General features: G+C 72.8%; 19 protein-coding genes. 7 read left to right on the top strand and 12 right to left on the bottom strand.

Annotation, left to right across the window (positions count from 1 at the left end):
* The first annotated feature begins 55 nt into the window (after positions 1–55).
* The 3 genes from DBP14_RS32175 (at position 56) to DBP14_RS32165 (ending at position 2,731) form a co-directional block, all read left to right on the top strand.
* Entirely contained in the window at positions 56–460 is a 405-nt protein-coding gene (locus tag DBP14_RS32175; RefSeq protein WP_129311150.1) for a nuclear transport factor 2 family protein, read from the top strand.
* A gap of 134 nt (positions 461–594) precedes the next feature.
* Positions 595–1,761: a serine hydrolase domain-containing protein gene (locus DBP14_RS32170; RefSeq protein ID WP_129311148.1), complete on the top strand. Its 1,167-nt coding sequence runs from the start codon at positions 595–597 to the stop codon at positions 1,759–1,761.
* 130 nt (positions 1,762–1,891) lie between these two features.
* Positions 1,892–2,731, top strand: coding sequence for a GntR family transcriptional regulator (locus tag DBP14_RS32165; protein ID WP_129311146.1), 840 nt, complete (start codon positions 1,892–1,894; stop codon positions 2,729–2,731).
* Here the strand turns inward: DBP14_RS32165 and DBP14_RS32160 are convergent.
* Together DBP14_RS32160 and DBP14_RS32155 are read right to left on the bottom strand one after the other, a co-directional pair.
* The gene (locus DBP14_RS32160) at positions 2,701–3,450 is read right to left on the bottom strand and encodes a class I SAM-dependent methyltransferase (RefSeq protein WP_129311144.1); all 750 of its coding nucleotides are present in this window, start codon (positions 3,448–3,450) and stop codon (positions 2,701–2,703) included. The genes DBP14_RS32165 and DBP14_RS32160 overlap by 31 nt on opposite strands.
* A gap of 4 nt (positions 3,451–3,454) precedes the next feature.
* Positions 3,455–4,018, bottom strand: a complete 564-nt coding sequence (locus DBP14_RS32155) for a PadR family transcriptional regulator (RefSeq protein ID WP_129311142.1) — start codon at positions 4,016–4,018, stop codon at positions 3,455–3,457.
* 73 nt (positions 4,019–4,091) lie between these two features.
* Between DBP14_RS32155 and DBP14_RS32150 the strand changes: the two genes are divergently transcribed.
* On the top strand, positions 4,092–4,490 hold the full coding sequence (locus tag DBP14_RS32150) for a nuclear transport factor 2 family protein (RefSeq protein WP_129312186.1): 399 nt from the start codon (positions 4,092–4,094) through the stop codon (positions 4,488–4,490).
* Between the two features lie 109 nt (positions 4,491–4,599).
* Here the strand turns inward: DBP14_RS32150 and DBP14_RS32145 are convergent, their stop codons facing one another.
* The gene (locus DBP14_RS32145; RefSeq protein WP_129311140.1) at positions 4,600–5,847 is read right to left on the bottom strand and encodes a cytochrome P450; all 1,248 of its coding nucleotides are present in this window, start codon (positions 5,845–5,847) and stop codon (positions 4,600–4,602) included.
* Positions 5,848–6,340: 493 nt separating this feature from the next.
* On the opposite strand from DBP14_RS32145, the gene rho reads away from it, so the two are divergent.
* Positions 6,341–7,492 (top strand): transcription termination factor Rho, encoded by a 1,152-nt coding sequence (gene rho / locus DBP14_RS32135; protein WP_129311138.1) that lies wholly within the window; start codon positions 6,341–6,343, stop codon positions 7,490–7,492.
* Between the two features lie 137 nt (positions 7,493–7,629).
* Positions 7,630–8,820, top strand: coding sequence for a D-alanyl-D-alanine carboxypeptidase family protein (locus tag DBP14_RS32130; protein WP_129311136.1), 1,191 nt, complete (start codon positions 7,630–7,632; stop codon positions 8,818–8,820).
* Between the two features lie 26 nt (positions 8,821–8,846).
* Here the strand turns inward: DBP14_RS32130 and DBP14_RS32125 are convergent, their stop codons facing one another.
* The gene (locus DBP14_RS32125; protein ID WP_206739389.1) at positions 8,847–9,776 is read right to left on the bottom strand and encodes a glutaminase; all 930 of its coding nucleotides are present in this window, start codon (positions 9,774–9,776) and stop codon (positions 8,847–8,849) included.
* Between the two features lie 202 nt (positions 9,777–9,978).
* Between DBP14_RS32125 and DBP14_RS32120 the strand changes: the two genes are divergently transcribed.
* Positions 9,979–11,712: a right-handed parallel beta-helix repeat-containing protein gene (locus DBP14_RS32120; protein ID WP_241741090.1), complete on the top strand. Its 1,734-nt coding sequence runs from the start codon at positions 9,979–9,981 to the stop codon at positions 11,710–11,712.
* Here DBP14_RS32120 and DBP14_RS32115 read toward each other — a convergent pair.
* The 8 genes from DBP14_RS32115 to DBP14_RS32080 form a co-directional block, all read right to left on the bottom strand.
* Positions 11,646–13,073: a UDP-glucose/GDP-mannose dehydrogenase family protein gene (locus DBP14_RS32115; protein ID WP_129311134.1), complete on the bottom strand. Its 1,428-nt coding sequence runs from the start codon at positions 13,071–13,073 to the stop codon at positions 11,646–11,648. The genes DBP14_RS32120 and DBP14_RS32115 overlap by 67 nt on opposite strands.
* Positions 13,064–14,134: a UDP-glucose 4-epimerase GalE gene (galE, locus tag DBP14_RS32110; protein ID WP_129311132.1), complete on the bottom strand. Its 1,071-nt coding sequence runs from the start codon at positions 14,132–14,134 to the stop codon at positions 13,064–13,066. Before galE ends, DBP14_RS32115 begins: the two co-directional genes overlap by 10 nt.
* Positions 14,135–14,182: 48 nt before the next feature.
* A complete protein-coding gene (locus tag DBP14_RS32105; protein WP_129311130.1) occupies positions 14,183–16,051 on the bottom strand; it encodes a glycosyltransferase in 1,869 nt (622 codons plus the stop codon).
* Complete coding sequence (locus tag DBP14_RS32100; protein ID WP_129311128.1) at positions 16,048–17,076, bottom strand: UDP-glucuronic acid decarboxylase family protein; 1,029 nt, start codon at positions 17,074–17,076, stop codon at positions 16,048–16,050. Before DBP14_RS32100 ends, DBP14_RS32105 begins: the two co-directional genes overlap by 4 nt.
* Before the next feature lie 374 nt (positions 17,077–17,450).
* Positions 17,451–18,866, bottom strand: coding sequence for an aspartate ammonia-lyase (gene aspA, locus DBP14_RS32095; RefSeq protein ID WP_129311127.1), 1,416 nt, complete (start codon positions 18,864–18,866; stop codon positions 17,451–17,453).
* A 157-nt stretch (positions 18,867–19,023) separates the two neighbouring features.
* A complete protein-coding gene (locus DBP14_RS32090; protein WP_129311125.1) occupies positions 19,024–20,034 on the bottom strand; it encodes an asparaginase in 1,011 nt (336 codons plus the stop codon).
* Positions 20,035–20,089: 55 nt separating this feature from the next.
* The gene (locus tag DBP14_RS32085; protein ID WP_129311123.1) at positions 20,090–20,809 is read right to left on the bottom strand and encodes a FadR/GntR family transcriptional regulator; all 720 of its coding nucleotides are present in this window, start codon (positions 20,807–20,809) and stop codon (positions 20,090–20,092) included.
* Between the two features lie 120 nt (positions 20,810–20,929).
* A complete protein-coding gene (locus DBP14_RS32080) occupies positions 20,930–21,766 on the bottom strand; it encodes an undecaprenyl-diphosphate phosphatase (RefSeq protein ID WP_129311121.1) in 837 nt (278 codons plus the stop codon).
* Between the last annotated feature and the right edge of the window lie 41 nt (positions 21,767–21,807).

The following is a 21,807-nucleotide window of genomic DNA, read 5'->3' as shown; positions in this document are numbered from 1 at the left end:
AGCAGGACGGCGGGGCACAAGAGGACGGGGTTCGGAGATGACGGAGGACGGCGGGATGGACACGCGTGCGGCGGCCGAGCGGTTCGTCCGTGTCTGGGAGCGGGCGTGGGCCGCGCACGACGTGGGGGCGCTGGTCGAGTTGTACGCCGAGGAGTGTGTGCACCGGTCGATGCCGTTCCGCGAGCCGCACCGCGGCCGGGACGCGCTCGCCGCCTATCTGCGCTGGTCGTTCGCCGAGGAGCGGGTGACCGACGTGCGGTTCTCCGCGCCCCTCGTCGGATCGGACGGCGTCGCGGTGGCGGAGTTCCGGGTGCTCGGTGCGGAGGGCGGCGCCGAGTCGGCGCTGGCGGGCTGCGTGTTCGTGCGCTTCGACGAGGCGGGTCGGGCCGTGGAGACCCGTGACTACTGGCACACGGCCGAGGGACACCAGGACCCCGCGGGCAGGCTGTTCCTCCTGTGAGCGTTTGCGACCTCTTCACCGAGCCACGCCTGCGGGGCCCGCGCATCCTTCCCCCCGGTCCGACCAGTCGGTATGTTCTGGAGGGCCCGGGCCGCGGGTGGCGGCCCGGCCTTTCCGGCGACCACGGAGGTCCGATGCCGACTCGGCAGACACAGGTGCACGGTCACTGCGACGCCCGGTTCACGGCGGTGCGGCAGGCGTTCGAGGAGAACTTCGCCGAGCGCGGCGAGCTGGGCGCCGCCGTCGCGGTGAGCATCGACGGCGAGAGCGTCGTGGACCTGTGGTCCGGCTGGGCGGACGCGGACCGCACCCGGCCCTGGGAGCGTGACACCCTGGTCAACGTGTGGTCGACCACCAAGGGCCCGGTGGCGCTGTGCGCCCACATCCTGGCCGACCGCGGGCTGCTCGACTTCGACGCCCCGGTGGCCGCGTACTGGCCGGAATTCGCCGCCGCCGGCAAGGAACGGGTGCTGGTACGGCACCTGCTCTCGCACCGCGCCGGCCTGTGCGGGCTGCGCGAGCCGCACAGTCTCGACGACCTGTACGACTGGGAGCTGACCACCGCGAGGCTGGCGGCCACCGAGCTGTGGTGGGAGCCGGGCACCCGGTCCGGGTACCACGCGCTGACCTATGGCTTCCTGGTGGGCGAGGTCGTACGGCGGGTCTCGGGGCTGCGCCCGGGAGCGTTCCTGGAGCGGGAGGTGACCGGGCCGCTCGGGATCGACTTCACCGTCGGCCTGCCGGAGAAGGAGTCCGGCCGGGTCGCCGAACTGGTCCATCCGCGCGCCCGCCCCGGCGGCGATCAAGCGGCTACTTTCGGCCAGTTGACACCGGAGGCGATCGCCGCGCTGGCCAATCCGCTGGTGGGCGCGGCCCAGGCGAACACACCCGAGTGGCGCGCGGCGGAGATCCCGGCGGCCAACGGGCATGGCACCGCGCGGGCCGTCGCCGCGCTGTACGGCGTCTTCGCCGGGCGCGGCTCGTACGGCGGGCGGCGGATCCTCTCCCCGGAGGCGGCCGAGCGGGTGCGCGAGGGGCAGGGCGGCTGCCGCGACCTGGTCCTGGGGGCGGGCTTCGAGCACGAGACGGAGATCGGGCTCGGGCTGTGGCTGAGCGGCACCAACGGCTCCTACGGGCCCAATCCGCGGGCTTTCGGACACGACGGGTTCGGCGGCTCCTGCGGACTCGCCGACCCCGAGGCGGGCGTGGCCCTGGGCTACACGATGAACCGGATGGGGCCGCACATCGCCGACGACCCGCGCAAGACGGCTCTGGTCGAGGCGGTCTACAGCGTCCTGTGAACGGGGGGTCGCGCGGGTGGGTTTCGGCCGAACCAGTAGGCTGCTCTTCCCTCGTGGTTTAGACCAATGTTAGATGTGGTCACGCAATGAGCCCCTTCGGCTACGTCTTGTCACCAACAGGAGGCGCGGCATGGCCCGCACCACCCCCCACGTACCCGCGACGACCGAGGACCGGCCGCGCGATCCCGCTCCGCCCGCCGACGCTCGTCCGTCCGGCGACGCGCGGCCGTCCGGCGACCAGCCGCCGGCGTCCCGGCAGCCGGACGACCAGCCGCTGTACTGGCGGGTCGCGACGCTGCTGCTGGACGAGCTGCGCGACGGCACCATATCGCCGGGTGAACGGCTCCCGGCGGAGCGGCACTTGGCCGCCCACTTCCGGGTGAGCCGGGAGACCGTACGGCAGGCGCTGGAGGTGCTGCGGCGCGGCGGCCTGGTCGCCACGGACCGCCGGGGCAGTCACGCGACGCTGCCGGGCCGTCCGGTCGAGGACCCGGTGTCCCTCGCCTTCCCGGTGGGGGCGCGCTCCGCGGACCCGTGCGCGGTGGACCGGGCCACGGTCACGTGGGAGGAGCCGCCGCCGGACCACGCCGCGGCGCTGGGGCTGGCTCCGCACCGGCCGACCCTGGTGCACCGCTACCGGTCGGCCACGCCCGACGGCCGCGCCCTGCGCACCGCCGTGACCTCCTTCTCCGCGGTCGCGCTGACCGAGGTCGCGGAGCTGGGCCGCTACCGCGACCGCGCGGACGGATCGGCGGAAGCCCAGCTCAGGAGGGTCTACGACTGGATGCGCAAGGCCGGTCTGACGCTGCATCACCGGGACTGCATCACCCAGCTCGGGGACGCCACCGCGGTCCGGGTCACCCGGCGCGTGCACGACCAGTTCGCCCGCCCGCTGGAGATCACCGACCTGGTGGTGAACGCGGAACGGGACGCGCTGGTCTACGAGTTCACGCTGCCCGCTGCCGTCTGAGCGCGGCGGGCCACCAGCAGCCGGGCCCGCGGGCCGCCGTCGGAGCGCCGCCCGAACTCGGGCAGGGCGTACAGGTCCACGGTGAAGCCCGCGTGCCCCAGCTCCCGCAGGATGTCGCCGAGCCGGAAGGCCCGGTAGTACATGACGAACGGGGGCCGCCACAACGCGTTGCGCACGCGCATCACCGCGTCGAAGCCCAGCAGCGTCCAGTACGCCGGGTGCGACGGGCGGGGCGGGGCGAGCACCGGGAAGGCGAAGTGGCCGCCGGGCCGCAGCGCCGAGCGCACCTGGGCGAACAGGCCGGGCAGCTCGCGGGGCAGGAAGTGACCGAACGCCCCGAAGCTGACCACGAGGTCGCAGGCGGCCGTGAACGGCAGCGCGCGGGCATCGGCCCGCACCCAGGAGACGTCCGGCGCCCCGGCCGGGACCCGGCGCCGGGCGACGTCGAGCATGCCGGCGCTGAAGTCGACGCCCGTGACACGGCGGCGGCAGATCCCGGCCAGCGCGTCGACCCCGGCGCCGGTGCCGCAGCACAGGTCGAGCCCGTCCTCGTAGGGGCCGAGCGGGGCGAGTGCCTTCGCGACGGACTCCAGCAGCGGGCCGGGCGTCCGGAAGGGGGTGTGGTCGAACTTCGGGGCGAGCAGGTCGTAGCCGTGCTCGACCGACGACAGCGCCTGCACGGCGAGTTCACGGAGCGTGGGGCCTTCGGGGCTGAACATGGGGTCAGCCTAGGGTCACGCGCTGCCGGAGGATGCCGAGGACGCGGTCGCACCAGCGGAGGTTCTCCTCCTCGAAGGAGATTCCGGCGAGCAGGGTGAGGTACGGTCCGATCCGCTCGGCGTCGCGCAGGTACTCCTCCTCGCTCCGGCCGCCGAGGAGGCGCTCGCGCACCCGCTGGTAGCGGTCGAGTTTGCCCTGCGCCCAGCCCCTGCGCTCCTCCACCAGCGCCCGGGTGACCTCGGGATCGCCGCCGTCCATGGCCTGGATCTTGATGAGCAGCTCGTCGCGGACGGCGGTGGGCCGCCGGGGCGGCGCGTCGGCGAAGGCCCGCAGACCGGCGCGGCCGGACTCGGTGAGCGTGAACATCCGCTTGTCCGGCCGCCGTTCCTGGCGCACGGTCCTGGCCTGGACGAGCCCGTCCTGGGCGAGGCGCTCCAGCTCCCGGTAGAGCTGCTGGGGGGTGGCGGGCCAGAAGTTCGCGAACGAGACGTCGAACAGTTTGGACAACTCGTAGCCGGAGGCCTCGCCCTCCAGCAGGGCGGCCAGGACGGCGTACTTGAGCGACATGTGGACACGCTAGCAGCCGGTGACTACTCTCATCCGCACCTATTCAATTAATTGACTATGTGGGGTGATCCGAGTGCGCGCGTTCCGCGAGGCGGTCGAGGCCGGAGACCTGAAGGCCGTCGAGGCACTGCTGGCCGAGGATGTCGTCTTCACCAGCCCGGTCGTCTTCAAGCCATACTCGGGCAAGGCGATCACCGCGGCGATCCTGGGCGCGGTCGCCCAGGTCTTCGAGGACTTCCGGTACGAGCGGGAGCTGGCCGGCGCCGACGGCCGTGACCACGCGCTGGTCTTCCGCGCGCGGGTGGCCGACCGGGAACTGACCGGCTGCGACTTCATCCACCTCGACGAGGACGGCCTCATCGACGAACTCATGGTCATGGTGCGCCCGTTGTCGGGTGCCCAGGCCCTGAAGGAGGCCATGGGCGCCCGGTTCGAGCAGATCGCGAAGGAGGCGGAGGCGCGGTCCGCGTGAGGACCGGCGCGTCGGCCCTTCGCCGGGCGTCCGGCCGCCAGGGCTTCAGGGCTTCAGGGCTTCAGGGCTTCAGGGCTTCAGGGCTTCAGGGCTTCAGGGCTTCAGGGCTTCAGGGCTTCAGGCGCACCGGCAGTGTGCGCACGCTGTTGCCGACGAAGCTCGCGTGCCGGGTCAGTTCCTCCTCCGGCAGCGCGAGGTCCAGTCCGGGAAAGCGCTCGAACAGCCGCTCCAGGGCGACGGTCGCCTCCAGCCGGGCCAGCGGAGCACCCAGGCAGTAGTGGGCGCCGTGCCCCAGGGACAGATGCCGTAGGGCACCGTCACGGGCCGGCCGGCGGACGTCGAAGCGGTCGGCGTCCGGGCCGTGCACGGCGGGGTCGCGGCCGGCGGCGGAGTACCCGGCGAGGACCGGAGTGCCGGCCGGGACGAGCGTGCCGTCGACGGTGAGGTCCCGGACCGGGTAGCGGAACGGGAAGTAGCTGACCGGCGCGTCCCAGCGCAGCGTCTCCTCCACCACGTCGGCCCAGCTCGCGCCGCCCGCCCGGACCAGGTCGAGCTGTTCGCGGTGGCCGCACAGGGCGCGCACGGCGTTGGTGATCAGGTTCAGCGTGGTCTCGTGCCCGGCGACGATCATCAGCAGGAGGGTGCCGATCAGTTCCTGCCCGTCCAGCCGGCCGCCCTCCTCGTCCCGGGCGGCGAGGAGGGCGCTGGTGAGGTCGCCGCCGGGCCGGTCCGCCTTCTGCGCGGCGATCTCGGCGAGGACAGCGAGGAGTTCGCGGTTGGCGGCGACGGCCTCGGCGGGTTCGATGTCGGTGGCGACGACCTGGCTGCTCAGCCGGTGCAGCCGCGCCCGGAACCCGGCGTCCACGCCGAGGAGTTCACTGATGACCGCCATCGGCAGCGGCAGCGCGAAGTGCCGGCGCAGATCGGCGACGCCCTCGCCCTCCTCGGCGGCCCGTTCCAGGCCGTCGAGCAGGTCCGCCGTCAACTCCTCTACCCGGGGACGGAGTTCCTCGACCCGGCGCGGAGTGAAGGCGCTGCTGACCAGTGACCGCAGTCGCCGGTGGTCCTCTCCGTCCGCGGTGGTCATGCCGGGCACGGTCGCGAACGTCCGCAACGGCCACCCCTCGGGGATGCGCCCCTCGTGCAGTGCGGTGAAGTGCCGGGCGTTCTTGGCGACGTCCGGGTGCTGGAGGAAGGCGCGGAGCGCCTCGTGCCCCAGGACGGCCATCCCCTCGATCCCGCCCGGCAGTTCGACCGGAGCCACGGAACTCCGGGCCAGCAGCCGCGCGTTGTCGGCGTGCGGACAGCCACCGGCCGGATCCAGGCGGTGCGGGCGTCTCGCGGGCGTGGACTCCACCGGCTCTCCTGGCGGTCGTGGGAATGGGGCGCGACAGAGCGATCGTAGAGGCGACCGGGGCACCGGGGTATCGGTCGGTCCGACGCGGCCGTGACCGGGACCGGGCGCCGGCCCCGACCCCGGCCCCGGCCCTGGACCTGGACCTGAGCCCCGGCCCCAAGCCTGAGCCTCGGCCCTGGGCCCTGGGCCCTGAGCCCTGGCCCGGGAACAGAACGGGACGGCGACTTGTTGACACCCCCAGGGCCGGCGCTATAGTGCGATCAGCACCGCTGCGCGCCCCGTCGTCAGGGCGTCGGTGCGGGTTCCCTCTCTTCCAGCCGCACGGCCGTCGCTTTCCCGCCGGCCCGGCTTCTCAGCACCACCTCGTGACCTGGCCTTCTCTCGCCGTACCGAGGTGTCGTTCCCGCCGCCCGGAGGCAGGCGTACCCGCCTCCCGCTCGCGGCCTCTCCCCCTTCGCCTCTTGTCTTCCCGTCCGTGAAAGGACCACCACCCATGACCACCACCACACTCGAACACCCGCCCGCGACCGGCCAGGCCCCGGCCGACCGGATCGTCACCGGCGTCCTCGACATCGACACGCACGGGAAGGGGCACCTGAGGGCTCCGAGCTGTCTGGCCTCCCCGGCCGACCCGCAGGTCTCCCCCGCGCTGATCCGCCGTCACGGCCTGCGCCGGGGCGACCTCGTCGAGGGCGTGCGCGGGGAACGGCGCGCCCTGACCGAGATCACCCGCGTCGGCGGCCGGGCCCCGGGCGCCCTCAAGGACCGCCGCCACTTCCGGGACCTCACTCCGCTGCACCCGCACCGCCGGATCCGGCTCGAACACCCGGCGTCCGGACCGGCCGGACGCCTCACCGATCTGTTCGCGCCGGTGGGCAAGGGCCAGCGCGGGCTCATCGTCGCCCCGCCGAAGAGCGGCAAGACCGTGCTGCTCCAGCAGTTCGCCGCCGCCGTCGCCGCCAACCACCCCGAGAGCCGGCTGATGGTCCTGCTGCTCGACGAGCGCCCCGAGGAGGTGACCGAGATGCGCCGCTCGGTGCGGGGCGAGGTGTACGCGTCCACATTCGACCGGGCGCCCAAGGAGCACATCGCGCTCGCCGACCTCGTGGTCGAACGGGCCAAGCGGCTCGTCGAGGAGGGCGAGGACGTGGTGATCCTGCTGGACTCCCTGACCCGGCTGTGCCGGGCGCACAACAACGCCTCCGCCGCCGGCGGCCGTACGCTCAGCGGTGGCGTCGACGCGGGCGCGTTGATCGGACCCAAGCGGTTCTTCGGCGCCGCCCGCCAGGCCGAGGAGGGCGGCTCTCTCACAATCCTCGCCACCGTCCTGGTGGACACCGGTTCCCGCGCCGACGGCTACTTCTTCGAGGAGCTGAAGAGCACCGGCAACATGGAGCTCCACCTCGACCGGGAGGCCGCCGCCCGCCGTGTCTTCCCCGCCGTGGACATCGCCCTGACCGGCACCCGGCGCGAGGAACTCCTGCTCGACCGGGCGGAGTTGACCGGCGCGCGCGGTCTGCGCCGGGCCCTGGGGTCACGGGACGGCGGACCGGCCGGCCTGGAGACCCTGCTGCGACGGCTGCGCGAGACACCCGACAACGCCACCTTCCTGCGGCGCGTGCAGCCGACGCTGCCGGAGCGGTGACGGCACCGGGCGCGATCGGACACTCGGCGCTTCGGCACTCGGCACTCGGCACTCGGCACTCGGCACTCGGCGAACGACGCTCGGCCGTTCGGCCCAGACGGCGCGAGACCCGGACCAGCCGTTCGTACGTTAATCATATGATTACCGGACTTTCTTCTCGGACGGTCTCCTCCGCCTGCGCCCTGTGCGTGGCGGGCATGCTGGCGCTGGCCCCGACCGCCGCCTCCGCCGGGCAGCGGATCATGGAACCGGCGCCGCCCCGGCCCCGGGCGGCGGTGCCCCAGCCGGCCCTGCTGTACCGCTCGGGCGTCCAGGTCCGGCCGCACCGCGGGGTACCGGCCCTCCCGGACGTGTCCGCGCTCTCCTGGCTGGTCGCCGACGCCGACACCGGCGAGGTGCTGGCCTCGCATGACGCCCACCGCAAACTGCCGCCCGCCAGCACGCTCAAGACGCTGTTCGCCCTGACCGTGCTGCCCGGCCTGCCGAGCACCATGCGGCACACCGTCACCCCGGAGGACCTGGCCGGCATCGGCCCCGGCAGCAGCCTGGTCGGCATCGAGGAGGGGCACACCTACACGGTGGCCGACCTGTGGCGGGGCGTCTTCCTCGCCTCCGGCAACGACGCCGTGCACGTCCTCGCCTCGCTCGGCGGCGGCTGGGAGGCCACGGCCGCCAAGATGCAGACCAAGGCCCACGCCCTGGGCGCCCTGGACACCCACGTCGTCTCCCCGGACGGCTACGACGCCCCGGGCCAGGTGTCCTCCGCGTTCGACCTCGCGATCTTCGGCCGCAACGGTCTGCGCAACCCCGACTTCGCCCGCTACTGCTCCACGGCCGTGGCCCAGTTCCCCGGTGACGGGTCGTCGTACGGGATCGCGAACACCAACCGGCTGCTCACCGGGGCCAACGGGGTGGAGCCGTACCCCGGGGTGATCGGCGTCAAGAACGGCTACACCAGCAACGCCGGCAACACCCTGGTCACCGCGGCGCGCCGGAACGGCCGCACGCTGATCGTGACCGTGATGAACCCGCAGGCCGGCGGCGGTTACACCGTCTACCAGGAGGCGCGGTCCCTGCTGGACTGGGGCTTCGGGGCCGCCGGGCTGGTCGATCCGGTCGGCTCGCTGGACGGGCTGCGCGCCACGCCCCGGCAGGCGCCGGCCGCCACACCGGTGGCGGCGGCCACGGCCGCCGAGCCCGACGACGACTCAGCGTGGCCGGGCACCCTCGGCGTCGCGGCCGGCACCGGACTGGCCGGCCTCGGACTGGGCGCGGTCGGCCTGACCCTGCGGGCGAGGCGCAGGCGCGCCGAGGGCGACGAGGGCTGACGCTCAGCCACTCGGCCCCGCGGTGTTCAGAACACCGACAGCCCCGTGAGCGTCGTGAACCGGTCCAGGGCCGCCACGCCGGCCACCGAGTTGCCGCGCTCGTCGAGGCCCGGGCTCCACACGCACAGCGTGCAGCGGCCCGGCACCACCGCGATGATCCCGCCGCCGACACCGCTCTTGCCGGGCAGCCCCACCCGGTAGGCGAAGTCCCCGGCCGCGTCGTACGTCCCGCAGGTCAGCATGATGGCGTTGATCTGCTTGGCCTGGCTCCGGGTGAGCAGCCGGGAGCCGTCGGCGCGGATGCCGTGCCGGGCCAGGAACGTGGTGGCGAGGGCCAGGTCGGCGCAGGAGGCGGCGATGGAGCACTGCCGGAAGTACTGGTCGAGCAGGACCGGCACCGGGTTGTCGATGTTGCGGTAGGACGCCATGAAGTGGGCGAGGGCCGCGTTGCGGGAGCCGTGCGCGGTCTCGGAGGCGGCGACCTCCGCGTCGAAGTCCATGCCAGGGTTGCCGCTCTCGGCCCGCAGGAACGACAGCAGTTCACCGGCCGCGTCCCCGGTCCGGGTCTGCAGCCGGTCGGTGACGACGAGCGCGCCCGCGTTGATGAAGGGGTTGCGCGGGATGCCGTTCTCGTACTCCAGCTGCACCAGCGAGTTGAACGGGTTGCCGGAGGGCTCGCGGCCCACGTGCTCCCAGAGTTCGTCGCCCTCGCGGGCCAGGTCGAGGGCGAGCGTGAAGACCTTGGTGATGGACTGCGCCGAGAACGGCTGCCGCCACTCCCCCACCCCGTACACGCTGCCGTCCGGCTCCGCGACGGCCATGCCGAAGCTGCGTGGATCGCAGGCCGCGAGGGCCGGAATGTAGTCGGCGGACCGGCCACGGCCCGGGGTGCGGTCGATCTCCGCCTGGATCCGGTCCAGAACCGGTTGGAACTGCGAGGACATGAGCGTCATCATGCCGCACTGCTGACCCCGCCGGCCGCCGGGCCGCACCGGGTGACCGGACCGCCCGCCCGCTGCGGCGAAACGCCGCCAATCAGGCGTGTTGTGCACCGGCGCCCGCGTGCTGGCACGCCCCACGGCGGTCCGCGCGTCAGGGTGAGTCCCACGGTCTCCGTGGATCGGGGTCCGTTCGGACATCGACCGGGCAGGAGGGGCAGTGCGGCGGCGGAGAGACGACAGGGGAGCCACCCGGAGCGGGGAGGCGGAAGGGGCGGTCGCGGCGCGGCGGCGCGTGCGGGCCGCGTTGGGCCTGTGCGCGGTGGTGGCGCTGCTCGCCGGCTGCGGCGGCCTGCCCTCCCCGCATGTTCCCGTGCGGGAGAACGCCCAGGGCGGACGCGACTTCTACCTCAGTCCCCACGGCGACGACCACGCCGACGGGCGGACCCCGCAGACCGCCTGGCGCACACTGCGGCGGGCGGACACGGTCCGGCTGAAGCCGGGCGACCGGCTGCGGCTGCAGGGCGGCGCGCGGTTCTCCGGCACGCTGAGCGTCGGGCCGGGGGACGCGGGCGACTCGCGCAGACCGGTCGTGATCGAGTCCTACGGCGACGGCCGCGCCATCGTCACGGCCGCAGGTACGCGGGGCATCGAGGTGCACGACACCAGCGGCATCGTCATCCGCGACCTGGTCCTCGCCGGGAAGGGCACCTCCTACCGGGACCAGGACGGCATCTCCCTCGTCAGCGACCTCTCCGGCAGGCGCAAGCTGCCCTACATCCGCGTCTCCGGTGTCGACGTGTCCGGCTTCCGCAACGGCATCCGGCTGCACGGCGGCGCCGAGGGGTCCGGCTTCCGGGACGTGGTGATCGACGACTGCGCGGTGCACGACAACAAGGACGCGGGTCTCGTCGCGGACGGTCCCGCCTTCGACGCCGACGCGCCCGTCTACGCCCACGAGAAGCTGACCGTCTCCAAGGTGGTCGCGTTCAAGAACGCCGGCGACCCGGCCGCGTCCCGCAACACCGGCAGCGGGATCGTCCTCGGCAGCGTCAGCCACGGCGTGGTGCAGGAGTCGGTCGCCCACGACAACGGCGGGTCGTCCTCCGCCGACGCGCTGGAGGGCCCTGAGGGCATCTGGACGTACGACTCGACGCGCATGGTGTTCCAGCGCAACGTGGCCTACGACAACCACACGGGGTCCCAGGTGGACGGCGGCGGCTTCGGGCTGGACAACAACGTGTCGTACTCGCTGATGCAGTACAACCTGTCGTACGGCAACGACGGCGCCGGATTCCTCGCGTACTCGGCCGTACCGAACCGGGCCCACACCGACAACGCGATCCGTTACAACATCAGCCGGGACAACGGGCGCAAGCTCCAGGACTACGGCGGCATCGTGGCGCTCGGCTCCTGGGTGGCCAACCTCGCGATCTACCAGAACACCGTGCTGGCCTCGGCCAACGGCTCGGTCCGGGCGCCCGCGCTGCGGCTCCAGCCGAACCTGGGCGCGGTCTGGGTGCGCAACAACGTGTTCGTCACCGACGGCGCGCCGGTGGTCGCGGCCCAGGGGCACTTCGACACCTCCGAGGTCGAGATGCAGGGCAACGACTACCACGGTCCGGCCGGCTGGACCCTGCAGTGGGGTGACCACTGGTACACCGATCTGGCCGCGTGGCGCCGGGAGTCGGGCCAGGAGACGCAGGGCTCGCGGGCCACCGGTACCGCCGCGGATCCCTGCCTCACCGAGGTACCGCTGTCCACCGGCGGGCCCGGCGTGCGCGGCGGCGGGGCGACGCGGGGCGCACTGGTCTCCCGGTGCGCCCACGCGCTGGCGGGTGCCGCCGTGGACCTGCGGTCCCTGGGTGTCGACCCCGGGACGGCCGACTACGCCGGGGCGCCGCTGACCGGCTCTCCGGCGGTGGGGGCCGTGCAGGGAGCGCCCAAGGCGTGAGGGATCGTCACCCGGACCGGCTCGCCGTGGCCCGGCTGCGGGACGTGGGCGGGGCGGCCGAGGGCCCGGACGTGCCAGCCGGCCGCGTGCCAGGCCGCCGTGTCCAGCGCGTTGCGCGCGTCGAGCAGCCGCGGGGCCCGGACCACCTCGGCGAGCCGGGCCGGGTCCAGCGCGCGGTACTCGCGCCACTCGGTCAGGTGCAGCACGAGTTCCGCGTCCCGGCACGCCGTCATAACGGCTGTGTGGTACGCCGGGCCGGGCAGCACGGCCCGCGCGTTGTCGACGCCCTCCGGGTCGTGCACGCGGACGTCGGCGCCCTGGGCGGCGAGTTCGCAGGTGACGGCGAGCGCCGGTGAGTCCCGTACGTCGTCGCTGTCGGGTTTGAAGGTGGCGCCCAGCACGGCGATCCGCCGTCCCGCGAACGTGCCGCCGAGGAGCTGCCGGGCCAGGTCGACGGTGCGCAGGCGCTGCCGCTCGTTGATCCGGTCGACCTGCCGCAGGAACGCCACCGCCTCGCCGACCTGGAGCTCCTCGGCGCGGGCGAGGAAGGCGCGGATGTCCTTGGGCAGGCAGCCCCCGCCGAAGCCGAGGCCGGCGGAGAGGAACCGGCGCCCGATGCGTTCGTCGTGGCCGAGTGCGTCGGCCAGCGTCACCACGTCGGCGCCGGCGGCGTCGCAGACCTCGGCCATGGCGTTGATGAAGGAGATCTTCGTGGCCAGGAACGAGTTGGCGGCGACCTTCACCAGTTCCGCGGTGGCGGGATCGGTGCGGATGTAGGGGATCCCGGAGCGCAGCATCGGTTCGTAGACGGCGCGCAGCAGCCGGTCGGCGTGCGGTGTGGTCACCCCGGCGACCAGGCGGTCGGGGCGCAGGGTGTCCTGGACGGCGTATCCCTCGCGGAGGAACTCCGGGTTCCAGGCGAGGTCGATCTCGACGCCGTCCCGGGCGCCCGCGGTGACCCTGCGGCCGAGCGCGCGGGTCGTGCCGACGGGCACGGTCGACTTGCCGACGATCAGGCTGTCGCGGGTGATCCGCGGTGCCAGTCCGTCGACGACCGCCTCGACGTGGCTGAGGTCGGCGGCGAGGGAGTCGGGCTGCTGCGGGGTCCCGACACAGACGAAGTGCAGTGCGGCGAAGTCGGCGGCCTCCTCCAGGGAGGTGGTGAAGCGCAGCCGGCCGGTCCGGGTGTGCCGGGCGAGGAGTTCCGGCAGGCCGGGTTCGAAGAACGGGGCCCGGCCCGCTGCGAGGGCCGCGGTCTTCGCGGCGTCGGTGTCGACGCCGAGGACCTCGTGGCCGATCTCGGCCATGCACGCGGCGTGCACGGCTCCCAGGTAGCCGGTGCCGATGACGGTCAGCCGCATGGGGTTCCTCCTGTCGTGGGGCCGCCGGCGCGTGGGGGCCGGCCTGCGTAGCCGTCGGGGTTGAGTTCCTGGAACCGCCAGGCGTCGCGGCACATGGCGGTGAGGTCGCGGGTGGTGCGCCAGTCCCAGGCCACCGCGACCGCGCCCGCGTCGGCGACCAGTTCGGCGACGTCTCCGGGCCTGCGTTCGACGATCCGGTACGGCACCGGGCGGCCGCTGGCCTCGCCGAAGGCGGCGACGAGCTGGAGCACGGAGGTGCCGGTGCCGGTGCCGAGGTTGAATACCCGGAGGCCCGCCTGGTCGTCGAGGTGCGCGACGGCGACGCGGTGTCCCTCGGCGACGTCCATGACGTGGATGTAGTCGCGGACGCCGGTGCCGTCGGGCGTGGGGTAGTCGTCGCCGAAGACGTCCAGCCGCTCCCGGCGGCCGACGGCGACCTGGGCGACGTAGGGCATGAGGTTGTTGGGGACGCCCCGCGGGTCCTCGCCGAGCAGTCCGCTCGGGTGGGCTCCGACGGGGTTGAAGTAGCGCAGGGCCAGCACCTTCATGTCCGGCAGGTGGTCGCACACGTCCCGCAGGATCCGCTCGCAGGCCAGCTTGGTGTGGGCGTAGGGGTTGGTCGGGGCGACCGGGCTCCGCTCGGTGAGCGGTACGGTCGGTGCCTCGCCGTAGACGGAGCAGGAGGAGGAGAACACCAGCCGGTGGACGTCGTGGTCGTGCATGACGGCCAGCAGGGCGCAGGTGCCGCCGACGTTGGTGTCGTAGTACTCGACGGGCAGGGCCACCGACTCGCCGACCGCCTTGTGGGCGGCGAAGTGGATGACCGCGTCGACGGGGTGCGCGGTGAACACCTCGGAGAGTGCGCGCCGGTCGCGGACGTCGACGCGGTAGGCGCCGGCGAGGGGCCGGCCCGCCGTCTTGGTGATGCGGTCCAGGGCGCGGGGCGAGCTGTTGACGTGGTTGTCGACGACGACGACTTCGTAGCCGTGGGCGAGCAGTTCGACGCAGGTGTGGCTGCCGATGAAGCCTGCGCCGCCGGTCACCAGGACCGTTTCGGGCATGGGGGACCTCGTTCTCGTCGGGGTGGGTGGCCAGGGGTGCGGGCGGTGTCAGCCCGCCATGAAGCCGCGCAGGTAGGTGGGGAACAGCAGCAGCGCCCCGGTGAGCGGCAGGAGTGCGACGAGCCCGGCGGCCAGCGGCCACGCGGCGGTGCGCAGGGCCCGGTGCGCGCCGACGCCCGCCGATCGCGCGGTCTCCCGGATGTGCAGGGCGCTCACCGCGAGGGTCACCGCCCCGTAGGACAGGGAGCCCAGGAGGCAGAGGAACACGTAGCCGATCGCGGGTCCGGTGATTTCCCCGACCAGGGCCGCCGTGGACAGCGCGACGGTGATGAGGAGGTAGGGGAGCATCAGGCGCAGCGGCAGCGGTTCCATGCCGTCACGGGACTTGGGCGTCACCTTGAAGACGATCGTCCTCGGCCGCAGCCGCTGCAGCAGTGCCGCCGCGGCTCCCCAGGCGACGAACGGCCAGCGGGTGAGCCCGAACAGCCAGCCCTCCCAGCTCAGCAGGGGCGCGTCGGCGGGGCGCAGCAGTCCGCGCCGGCGCAGCAGCAGGGTGAGCAGGACCAGGAAGAACGACATGGCCCAGAAGTGGACGAGGAAGGCGCCGTAGTCGACGTTGATCCAGGGGGTGCCGGTGACGGCGGCGATGGGCGGCAGCAGCAGTCCGCCGGTGGTGGTGAGGGCCAGCAGCGGATAGTAGGAGAGGGCGAACGCGAACCGGACGCGCAGCCGGGCGGGCATCCGCCGCAGGTGGCGCGGGAGCATGCCGAGGAGCATCACGACCAGGCTCCGTGACCATTGGAACTCCTGCGTGACCATCGCGGCGAAGGTGAGGGGGCCGTCGCCGTGCGCCTCGGCGTCGATGGCGAACGCGCCCTGCCAGCCGGCCGAGTTCAGCAGGAACGTGGTCGAGAAGTCCTCGGCGAGTTCGGGTCCGAGTCCGCCGATGTCCCGCAGGGCGTGGGTGCGTACGGCGTAGTGGGAGCCGATGCACAGGGGTGCCAGTCCGTCGGAGTGCCCCAGTTGCATGGGTCCGTGGAAGGTGGCCTCGCGGTGCAGCCGGCCGCGGGCCGCCCAGGAGGAGCGGGCGTTGGCGTCGCACACGCTGGGCGCGGCCACGTAGCCGACCGCGGGATCGGCGAACGGGCGGACCACTTCGCACAGATAGCGGGCGTGGGGTACGTGGTCGACGTCGAGCTGGGCGACGACGTCGTAGTCGCGGTATCCCCAGTGGTCGTAGAAGTGCGCGAGGTTGCCTTCCTTGCACCGGGTGCGCCGGGGCCAGGCGTCGCGGTGGTACGACGCGACGCCTCGCCGGCAGGAGACGCGTACGCCGTTGGTCTCGCACCAGTGGAGGATCTCCCGGTGCGGGTCCTCGTCGCAGAGCCACACGTCGTAGGGGTGGGGGAAGTCCTGGTGCAGCATCGCGGTGAGGGTGGCGCGGGCGACCGCCCAGGGTTCCGAGGGGGCGCGGGTCACCACGAACGCGGTGCGGACGGCGGGGACTTCGACGGCGGTGTCGAGGGTGCGCAGCCGCAGGACCACGACGACGAAGTACATCGGCAGCAGGGACAGGTACAGCAGCAGCGCGCTGTTGACGGCGAACCCGGTCCAGCTGACCCGGTGTTCGGGGCGCACCCACCATTCCCAGAAACACACCAGGGCGGCCAGCCAGCAGGCGGCGAGCAGCGCGGCCCTCACCCGGTCCGCGCGCCGCAGGCCGGGGATCCAGAAGGCCGGCGTGGTCGGGAGGGTGCGGCGTGGCCTGCCGAACACCGGTCCGTCGGCGGCGGTGTCGACGACGTTGCCCGAGGACAGGGTCAGCAGGTGGTGCCGCAACTCCTGCTCCGGGCCCGCCGGGGTGCCGAGTCCGACAGCGGCGCCGCCCGGCGCCGGGCCGTGCTCCGTCTGGGTCACGACGCCGCGGGGGTCGCGCCGAGCGGGCTGGGCCGCGCGGCGGCCACGCCGTCCTGCTGGCCGCCCCGGATCGCCGCGAGCGCGGCCGCGACGCCGGCGGGGCGTTCGGCGAACCACCGCACGGTGCGGCGCAGGCCCTCGTCGATGCCCACCTCGGGCGCCCAGCCCAGCCGTTCGGCGGCGCGGGCGATCGCCGGGCGTCGGCGGGCGGGGTCGTCGACGGGCAGCGGGTGGAACTGGATCTCGGCGCTGGATCCGGTGAGGCCGAGCACGAGTTCGGCGAGTTCGAGCATCGTGAGTTCGACGGGGTTGCCGAGGTTCACCGGTCCGGGCTCGTCGCAGTCGAGCATGGCGACGATGCCGCGGACCAGGTCGTCGACGTAGCAGAAGCTGCGCGTCTGCTTTCCGTCGCCGTAGACGGTCAGGGGTTCACCGGCGAGGGCCTGCACGACGAAACTGGAGACGACCCGGCCGTCGTGCGGACGCATGCGCGGGCCGTAGGTGTTGAAGATCCGGACGATTCCCGTGTTCGTGCCGCGATGCGTCCGGTGGGCCCGGGTCAACGCCTCGGCGAAACGTTTCGCTTCGTCGTACACGCTGCGTGGTCCGACGGGGTTCACATGACCCCAGTAGCTTTCCTCCTGCGGGTGCACCTCGGGGTCGCCGTACACCTCGCTCGTGGAGGCGAGGACGAAGCGGGCGTCGTGGCGGGCGGCGAGCCGCAGGGCGTTCTCCGTGCCGCGGCTGCCGACGGCGAGCGTCTCGAGGGCACGCCTGAGGTAGTCCGGCGGGGAGGCCGGGCTGGCCAGGTGGGCCACCGCGTCCACGGTGCCCCGGACGTCGACCGACCGGCTGACATCGCCCCGGACGAGTTCGAAAGCCGGATTCTGGAGAAACGCGGCGATGTTCGCCGGGTCTCCGGTGGAGAAGTCGTCCAGACACACGACCTCGTCACCGCGTCGAAGAAGCGTTTCACAGAGATGCGACCCGAGAAATCCGCCGCCACCTGTCACGGCCACACGCATGAATTCTCCTGGATTCACCGAGGGGATTCCGTCGCTCCGCCCGGCACCGGTACGGGGGCTGTTCGCCAGGACAGGAGACGGCCTCTACCGAGGCCGCGAATTCACCATATGAGCGTTAGTAGCATTTTCTGGATAATGACGAGACCTGCTGGGCCGATCAGCCGATGCCCGCGGGCGACGCCACGTCGGACGGCAGTGCCTGTACGGGCCGCGCGGGACGGGCCGCCCAGCCGGGGTCACTCCCGCGGGTGAAGACACCCCGCGTGTCGGCATGACCCGGCACAGCAGGCATGGTCCTGCACCGCAGGCATGATCCTGCACGGCAGGCACGATCCTGCACCGCGGGCCGGCGGCGCACGCGGGGTGTCCTCGCCTCAGACCGCCGGGGTCGCGCCGCGGCCGGCGAGGACCTCCGGCCGCAGCAGGTCCGCGAGCCGCTCAGCGGGCAGCAGGCCCTTCTCCAGGACCAGTTCCGCCACGCCCCGGCCGGTGCCGAGGGCCTCCTTGGCGATCTCGGTGGCCGCGGTGTAGCCGATGTGCGGGTTCAGGGCCGTGACCAGGCCGATGGAGTTCTCCACCGTGGCCCGCAGCACCTCCGTGTTGGCGGTGATGCCGTCCACGCAGCGCTCGGCGAGGGTGAGGCAGGCGCTGCGCAGGTGGGTGATGCTCTCCGAGAGGGAGTGCAGGATGATCGGCTCGAACGCGTTGAGCTGGAGCTGCCCGGCCTCGGCCGCCATGGTGATGGCGACGTCGTTGCCGATGACCTCGAAGGCCACCTGGTTGACGACCTCGGGGATGACCGGGTTGACCTTGCCCGGCATGATCGACGAACCGGCCTGCACCGGCGGCAGGTTGATCTCGCCGAGGCCCGCACGCGGCCCCGAGGACAGCAGCCGCAGGTCGTTGCAGCTCTTGGACAGCTTGACCGCGATCCGCTTGAGCACCCCGGACATCTGGACGAAGGCCCCGCAGTCCTGCGTGGCCTCCACCAGGTTGGCCGCGGTGACCAGGGGCAGCCCGGTGATCGCGGCGAGGTGGCCGCGGGCCGACTCGGCGTACCCGGCGGGCGCGTTGAGACCGGTCCCGATCGCGGTGGCGCCCAGGTTGATCTCATGGATCAGCTCGACGGCCTCCGCCAGACGGCTGCGGTCCTCCTCCAGCATGACGGCGTACGAGGAGAACTCCTGGCCCAGCGTCATCGGCACGGCGTCCTGCAACTGCGTACGGCCCATCTTGAGCACGTCACGGAACTCGACGGCCTTCCGGGCGAACGAGTCCTGCAGCACGGCCATCGCCCGGAGCAGTCCGCGCACCGCGAAGACCGTGGCGATCTTGACGGCCGTCGGGTAGACGTCGTTGGTGGACTGCCCCAGGTTGACGTCCTCATTGGGGTGCAGATACGCGTACTCGCCCTTGCCGTGTCCGAGCAGTTCCAGCGCCCGGTTCGCCACGACCTCGTTCGCGTTCATGTTGGTGGACGTGCCCGCACCGCCCTGGATGACGTCCACGACGAACTGCTCGTGCAGCTTCCCGTCCCGGATCTCCCGGCAGGCGGCGACGATCGCGCCCGCCTTCTCGGGCGCCAGCAGCCCGAGCTCCTCATTGGCGAGAGCGGCGGCCTCCTTGACCGCGGCCAGCGCGTCGATCAGGTGCGGATACGCGGAGATCGGCGTCCCGGTGATGGCGAAGTTCTCCACGGCACGCAGGGTGTGCACCCCCCAGTACACGTCGGCGGGTACGTCACGGTCGCCGAGCAGGTCATGCTCGACACGGCTCGCTTCGGAGGTCATGAGGAAACGGTTCTCTTTCTGAGACACAGAGGTGAGACGCCCCTGAAAGGGGCGCGGGGCGTTTGTCTATGTGCGGCTACCGCCGCGTGGGCGCGATCAGCCACGACCGGCCCGCAGACCGCGAACGGCCCGCAGAACCCCGTCGCGACGCGGCCCACTACACACACGCCGGCAACGGATCCAGCGCCCGCGCAACCCGCACGCACCCCACCGGCCTGCCTCCCCCGAGCAACCGCTCCCCCGCGAACTCGGCGAGCGGCCCCTCCTCGACGCCCGCGCGGACCAGCGCCGCCGCGGCCACGGGTATCCGCGCCCGGTTCGCCCCGTCCGCGATCTTCACGGCGACAGCCCGCCCGTCGGGCAGCGCGGCGACCTGAACGCCCTCGAACCCGTCCTTGGCGAGCAGCCCGGGCACAGCCCTCATCAGCGCGGCGACATCGCGCCGGGAGCCGGAGGCCATCTCGGCGTGCTCACGCATCGCGTCCGCGACCCGCGCCTCGGGCGTGCCCGGCGCGGCCGTGGTGATGCGGGCGGCGGCGCGGGCGAGGCCGTGCAGGGAGACGGAGAAGAGGGGCGCGCCGCAGCCGTCCACGGTCACCCGGGCGATCCGCTGGCCGGTCAGGTCCTCGGTGATCTCGGCGATGGCCTGCTGGAGCGGGTGGGCGGGGTCGAGGTAGTCCGACAGGGACCAGCCGTTGAGCTTGGCGGTCCACAGCATGGCCGCGTGCTTGCCGGAGCAGTTCTGGGCCAGTCGTGAGGGCGCGCGGCCCTCGCGGACCCAGGTGTCCCGGACCGCCGGGTCGTAGGGCAGGTCGGGGACGTTGCGCAGGTCGTCCTCGGTGAGTCCGGCGAGTTCGAGGATGCGGCGGGTGCCGGCGAGGTGGCGTTCCTCGCCGGAGTGGCTCGCGGCGGCCAGCGACAGCAGCTCGCCGTCGAGCGGCAGCCCGGCCCGCACCATGGCCACGGCCTGGACGGGCTTGAGCGCCGAGCGCGGGTAGAACGCGGCCTCGATGTCGCCGAGCTGGAAACGCACGTTTCCGGTGGTGTCGAGGACGACGACGGAACCGTGGTGGATGCCCTCGACGACCCCGCCGCGGATGAGGTGGGCGACGGGGGCGTGGAGGGGTTCGCGGACGACGGGTGGGGCCGCGGGAGTGCTGGTGTACATGGCTGCCTGGATCACTGGTGGGTGGGTGGGAGAGCGGCGGGAGCCGGGACGCGGGTCACGCGCCGGCGCCGGTGGACGCGCGCGAGGCGCGCACGATGTCGGTGAGGGTCGTCTCGACGCGGTCGAGGTGGTGGCTCATCGCGTCGACGGCGTCGTGTTCGCTGCCGTCCGCGAGGGCCTCGACGATGGCCCGGTGTTCGCGGTTGGACTGCTCACGGCGCCCGCCCAGCTCGTTCAGGAAGGCCGACTGGCGCGCCAGCGCGTCGCGGATCTCCTCGATGACCCGGCGGAAGACCGGGTTCTGGGCGGCCTCGGCCACCGTGAGGTGGAAGAGGGTGTCCATGGCGACCCACGCGGTGGTGTCCGTCTCCCGCTCCATGCGGGCGAGCAGGTGGGCGAGGCGGTCGAGGTTCTCGGGAGTGCGGCGGCGGGCCGCGTACCCGGCGACGGGGATCTCGATGTGGCGGCGCACTTCGAGCAGGTCGCCGGCCGCGTAGTCGCCGAAGGTCGGTTCCTCGACGGTGTCGGCGACGACGAAGGTGCCCTTGCCGGTCCGGGAGACCGTCAGGCCCATCGTCTGCAGGGCGCGCAGTGCCTCGCGGAGCACGGGGCGGGACACCTCGAGGGTGCGGCACAGCTCGGCCTCGGAGGGGAGCTTGTCGCCGATGGCGTACTCGCCGCGTTCGATGGCGTCCCGGAGGTGGCCGAGGACCGCCTCCATCGCGCTGACGCGCCGGGGTATCGGGCCACCTGTCTGGCTGTCTGACAGGTTCACGGAAGCGATGGTGCGGTCTGCGGGGCGGACCTGTCAAGGCGGGCCCCGACAAGCCCGCCCACGGGGTGCGGGCGTTCCGCACCCCGTGGGCGGTGTACGGCCCCGGCCGGCCGGGTCAGGTCAGCTGTTGAGGGTGCCGGTGGCGAGCAGCCCGAGGAGGCCGACGCCGATCACGATCCGGTAGAGGACGAAGGCGTTGAAGGAGTGCTTGGCGACGAACTTGAGCAGCCACGCGATGGAGGCGTAGGCGACGACGAAGGAGACGAGCGTGCCGACGGCCAGCGGGGCGGCGCCCACGCCCGCGCCGAGCGCGTCCTTCAGCTCGTACAGGCCGGCGCCGGTCAGGGCGGGGATGCCGAGGAAGAAGGAGAGGCGGGTGGCGGCGACGCGGTCCAGGTCGAGGACGAGCGCGGTGGACATGGTGGCGCCGGAGCGGGAGAAGCCGGGGAAGAGCAGGGCGAGGATCTGGGAGCAGCCGACCAGCATGGCGTCCTTGAACGAGGTGTCGTCCTCGCCGCGCTTGTGCCGTCCCATCTGGTCCGCGCACCACATCACGCCGGAGCCGACGATGAGCGAGCCGGCCACCACCCAGAGCGAGGCGAGCGGGCCGTCGATCAGCGGCTTGGCGGCCAGGCCGACGACGACGATCGGGATCGTCGCGTAGATCACCCACCAGGCGAACTTGTAGTCGTGGTGGTAGCGCTCCTCGCGGTCGGTCAGACCGCGGAACCAGGCGGAGACGATCCGCTTGATGTCCTTGAAGAAGTACACGAGCACGGCGGCGATGGCGCCGACCTGGATGACGGCGGAGAAGCCGACGACGGACGCGTCGTCGACGGGGATGTCCATGAGCCCCTCGGCGATCTTGAGGTGGCCGGTGGAGGACACGGGGAGGAACTCGGTCACCCCCTCGACGACTCCGAGGACGACGGCTTGACCGACGGAGATGGCGCTCATGGGATCCAGTTCTGGGGATAGTTGGTCGACAGTGTTGTAGA

Origin of the sequence: Streptomyces sp. L2, assembly GCF_004124325.1 — a bacterium.
In the GTDB taxonomy this organism is placed as follows: domain Bacteria; phylum Actinomycetota; class Actinomycetes; order Streptomycetales; family Streptomycetaceae; genus Streptomyces.
The sequence above is the reverse complement of the archived record's forward strand: the minus strand, read 5'-3'. Positions and strand labels throughout refer to the sequence as shown.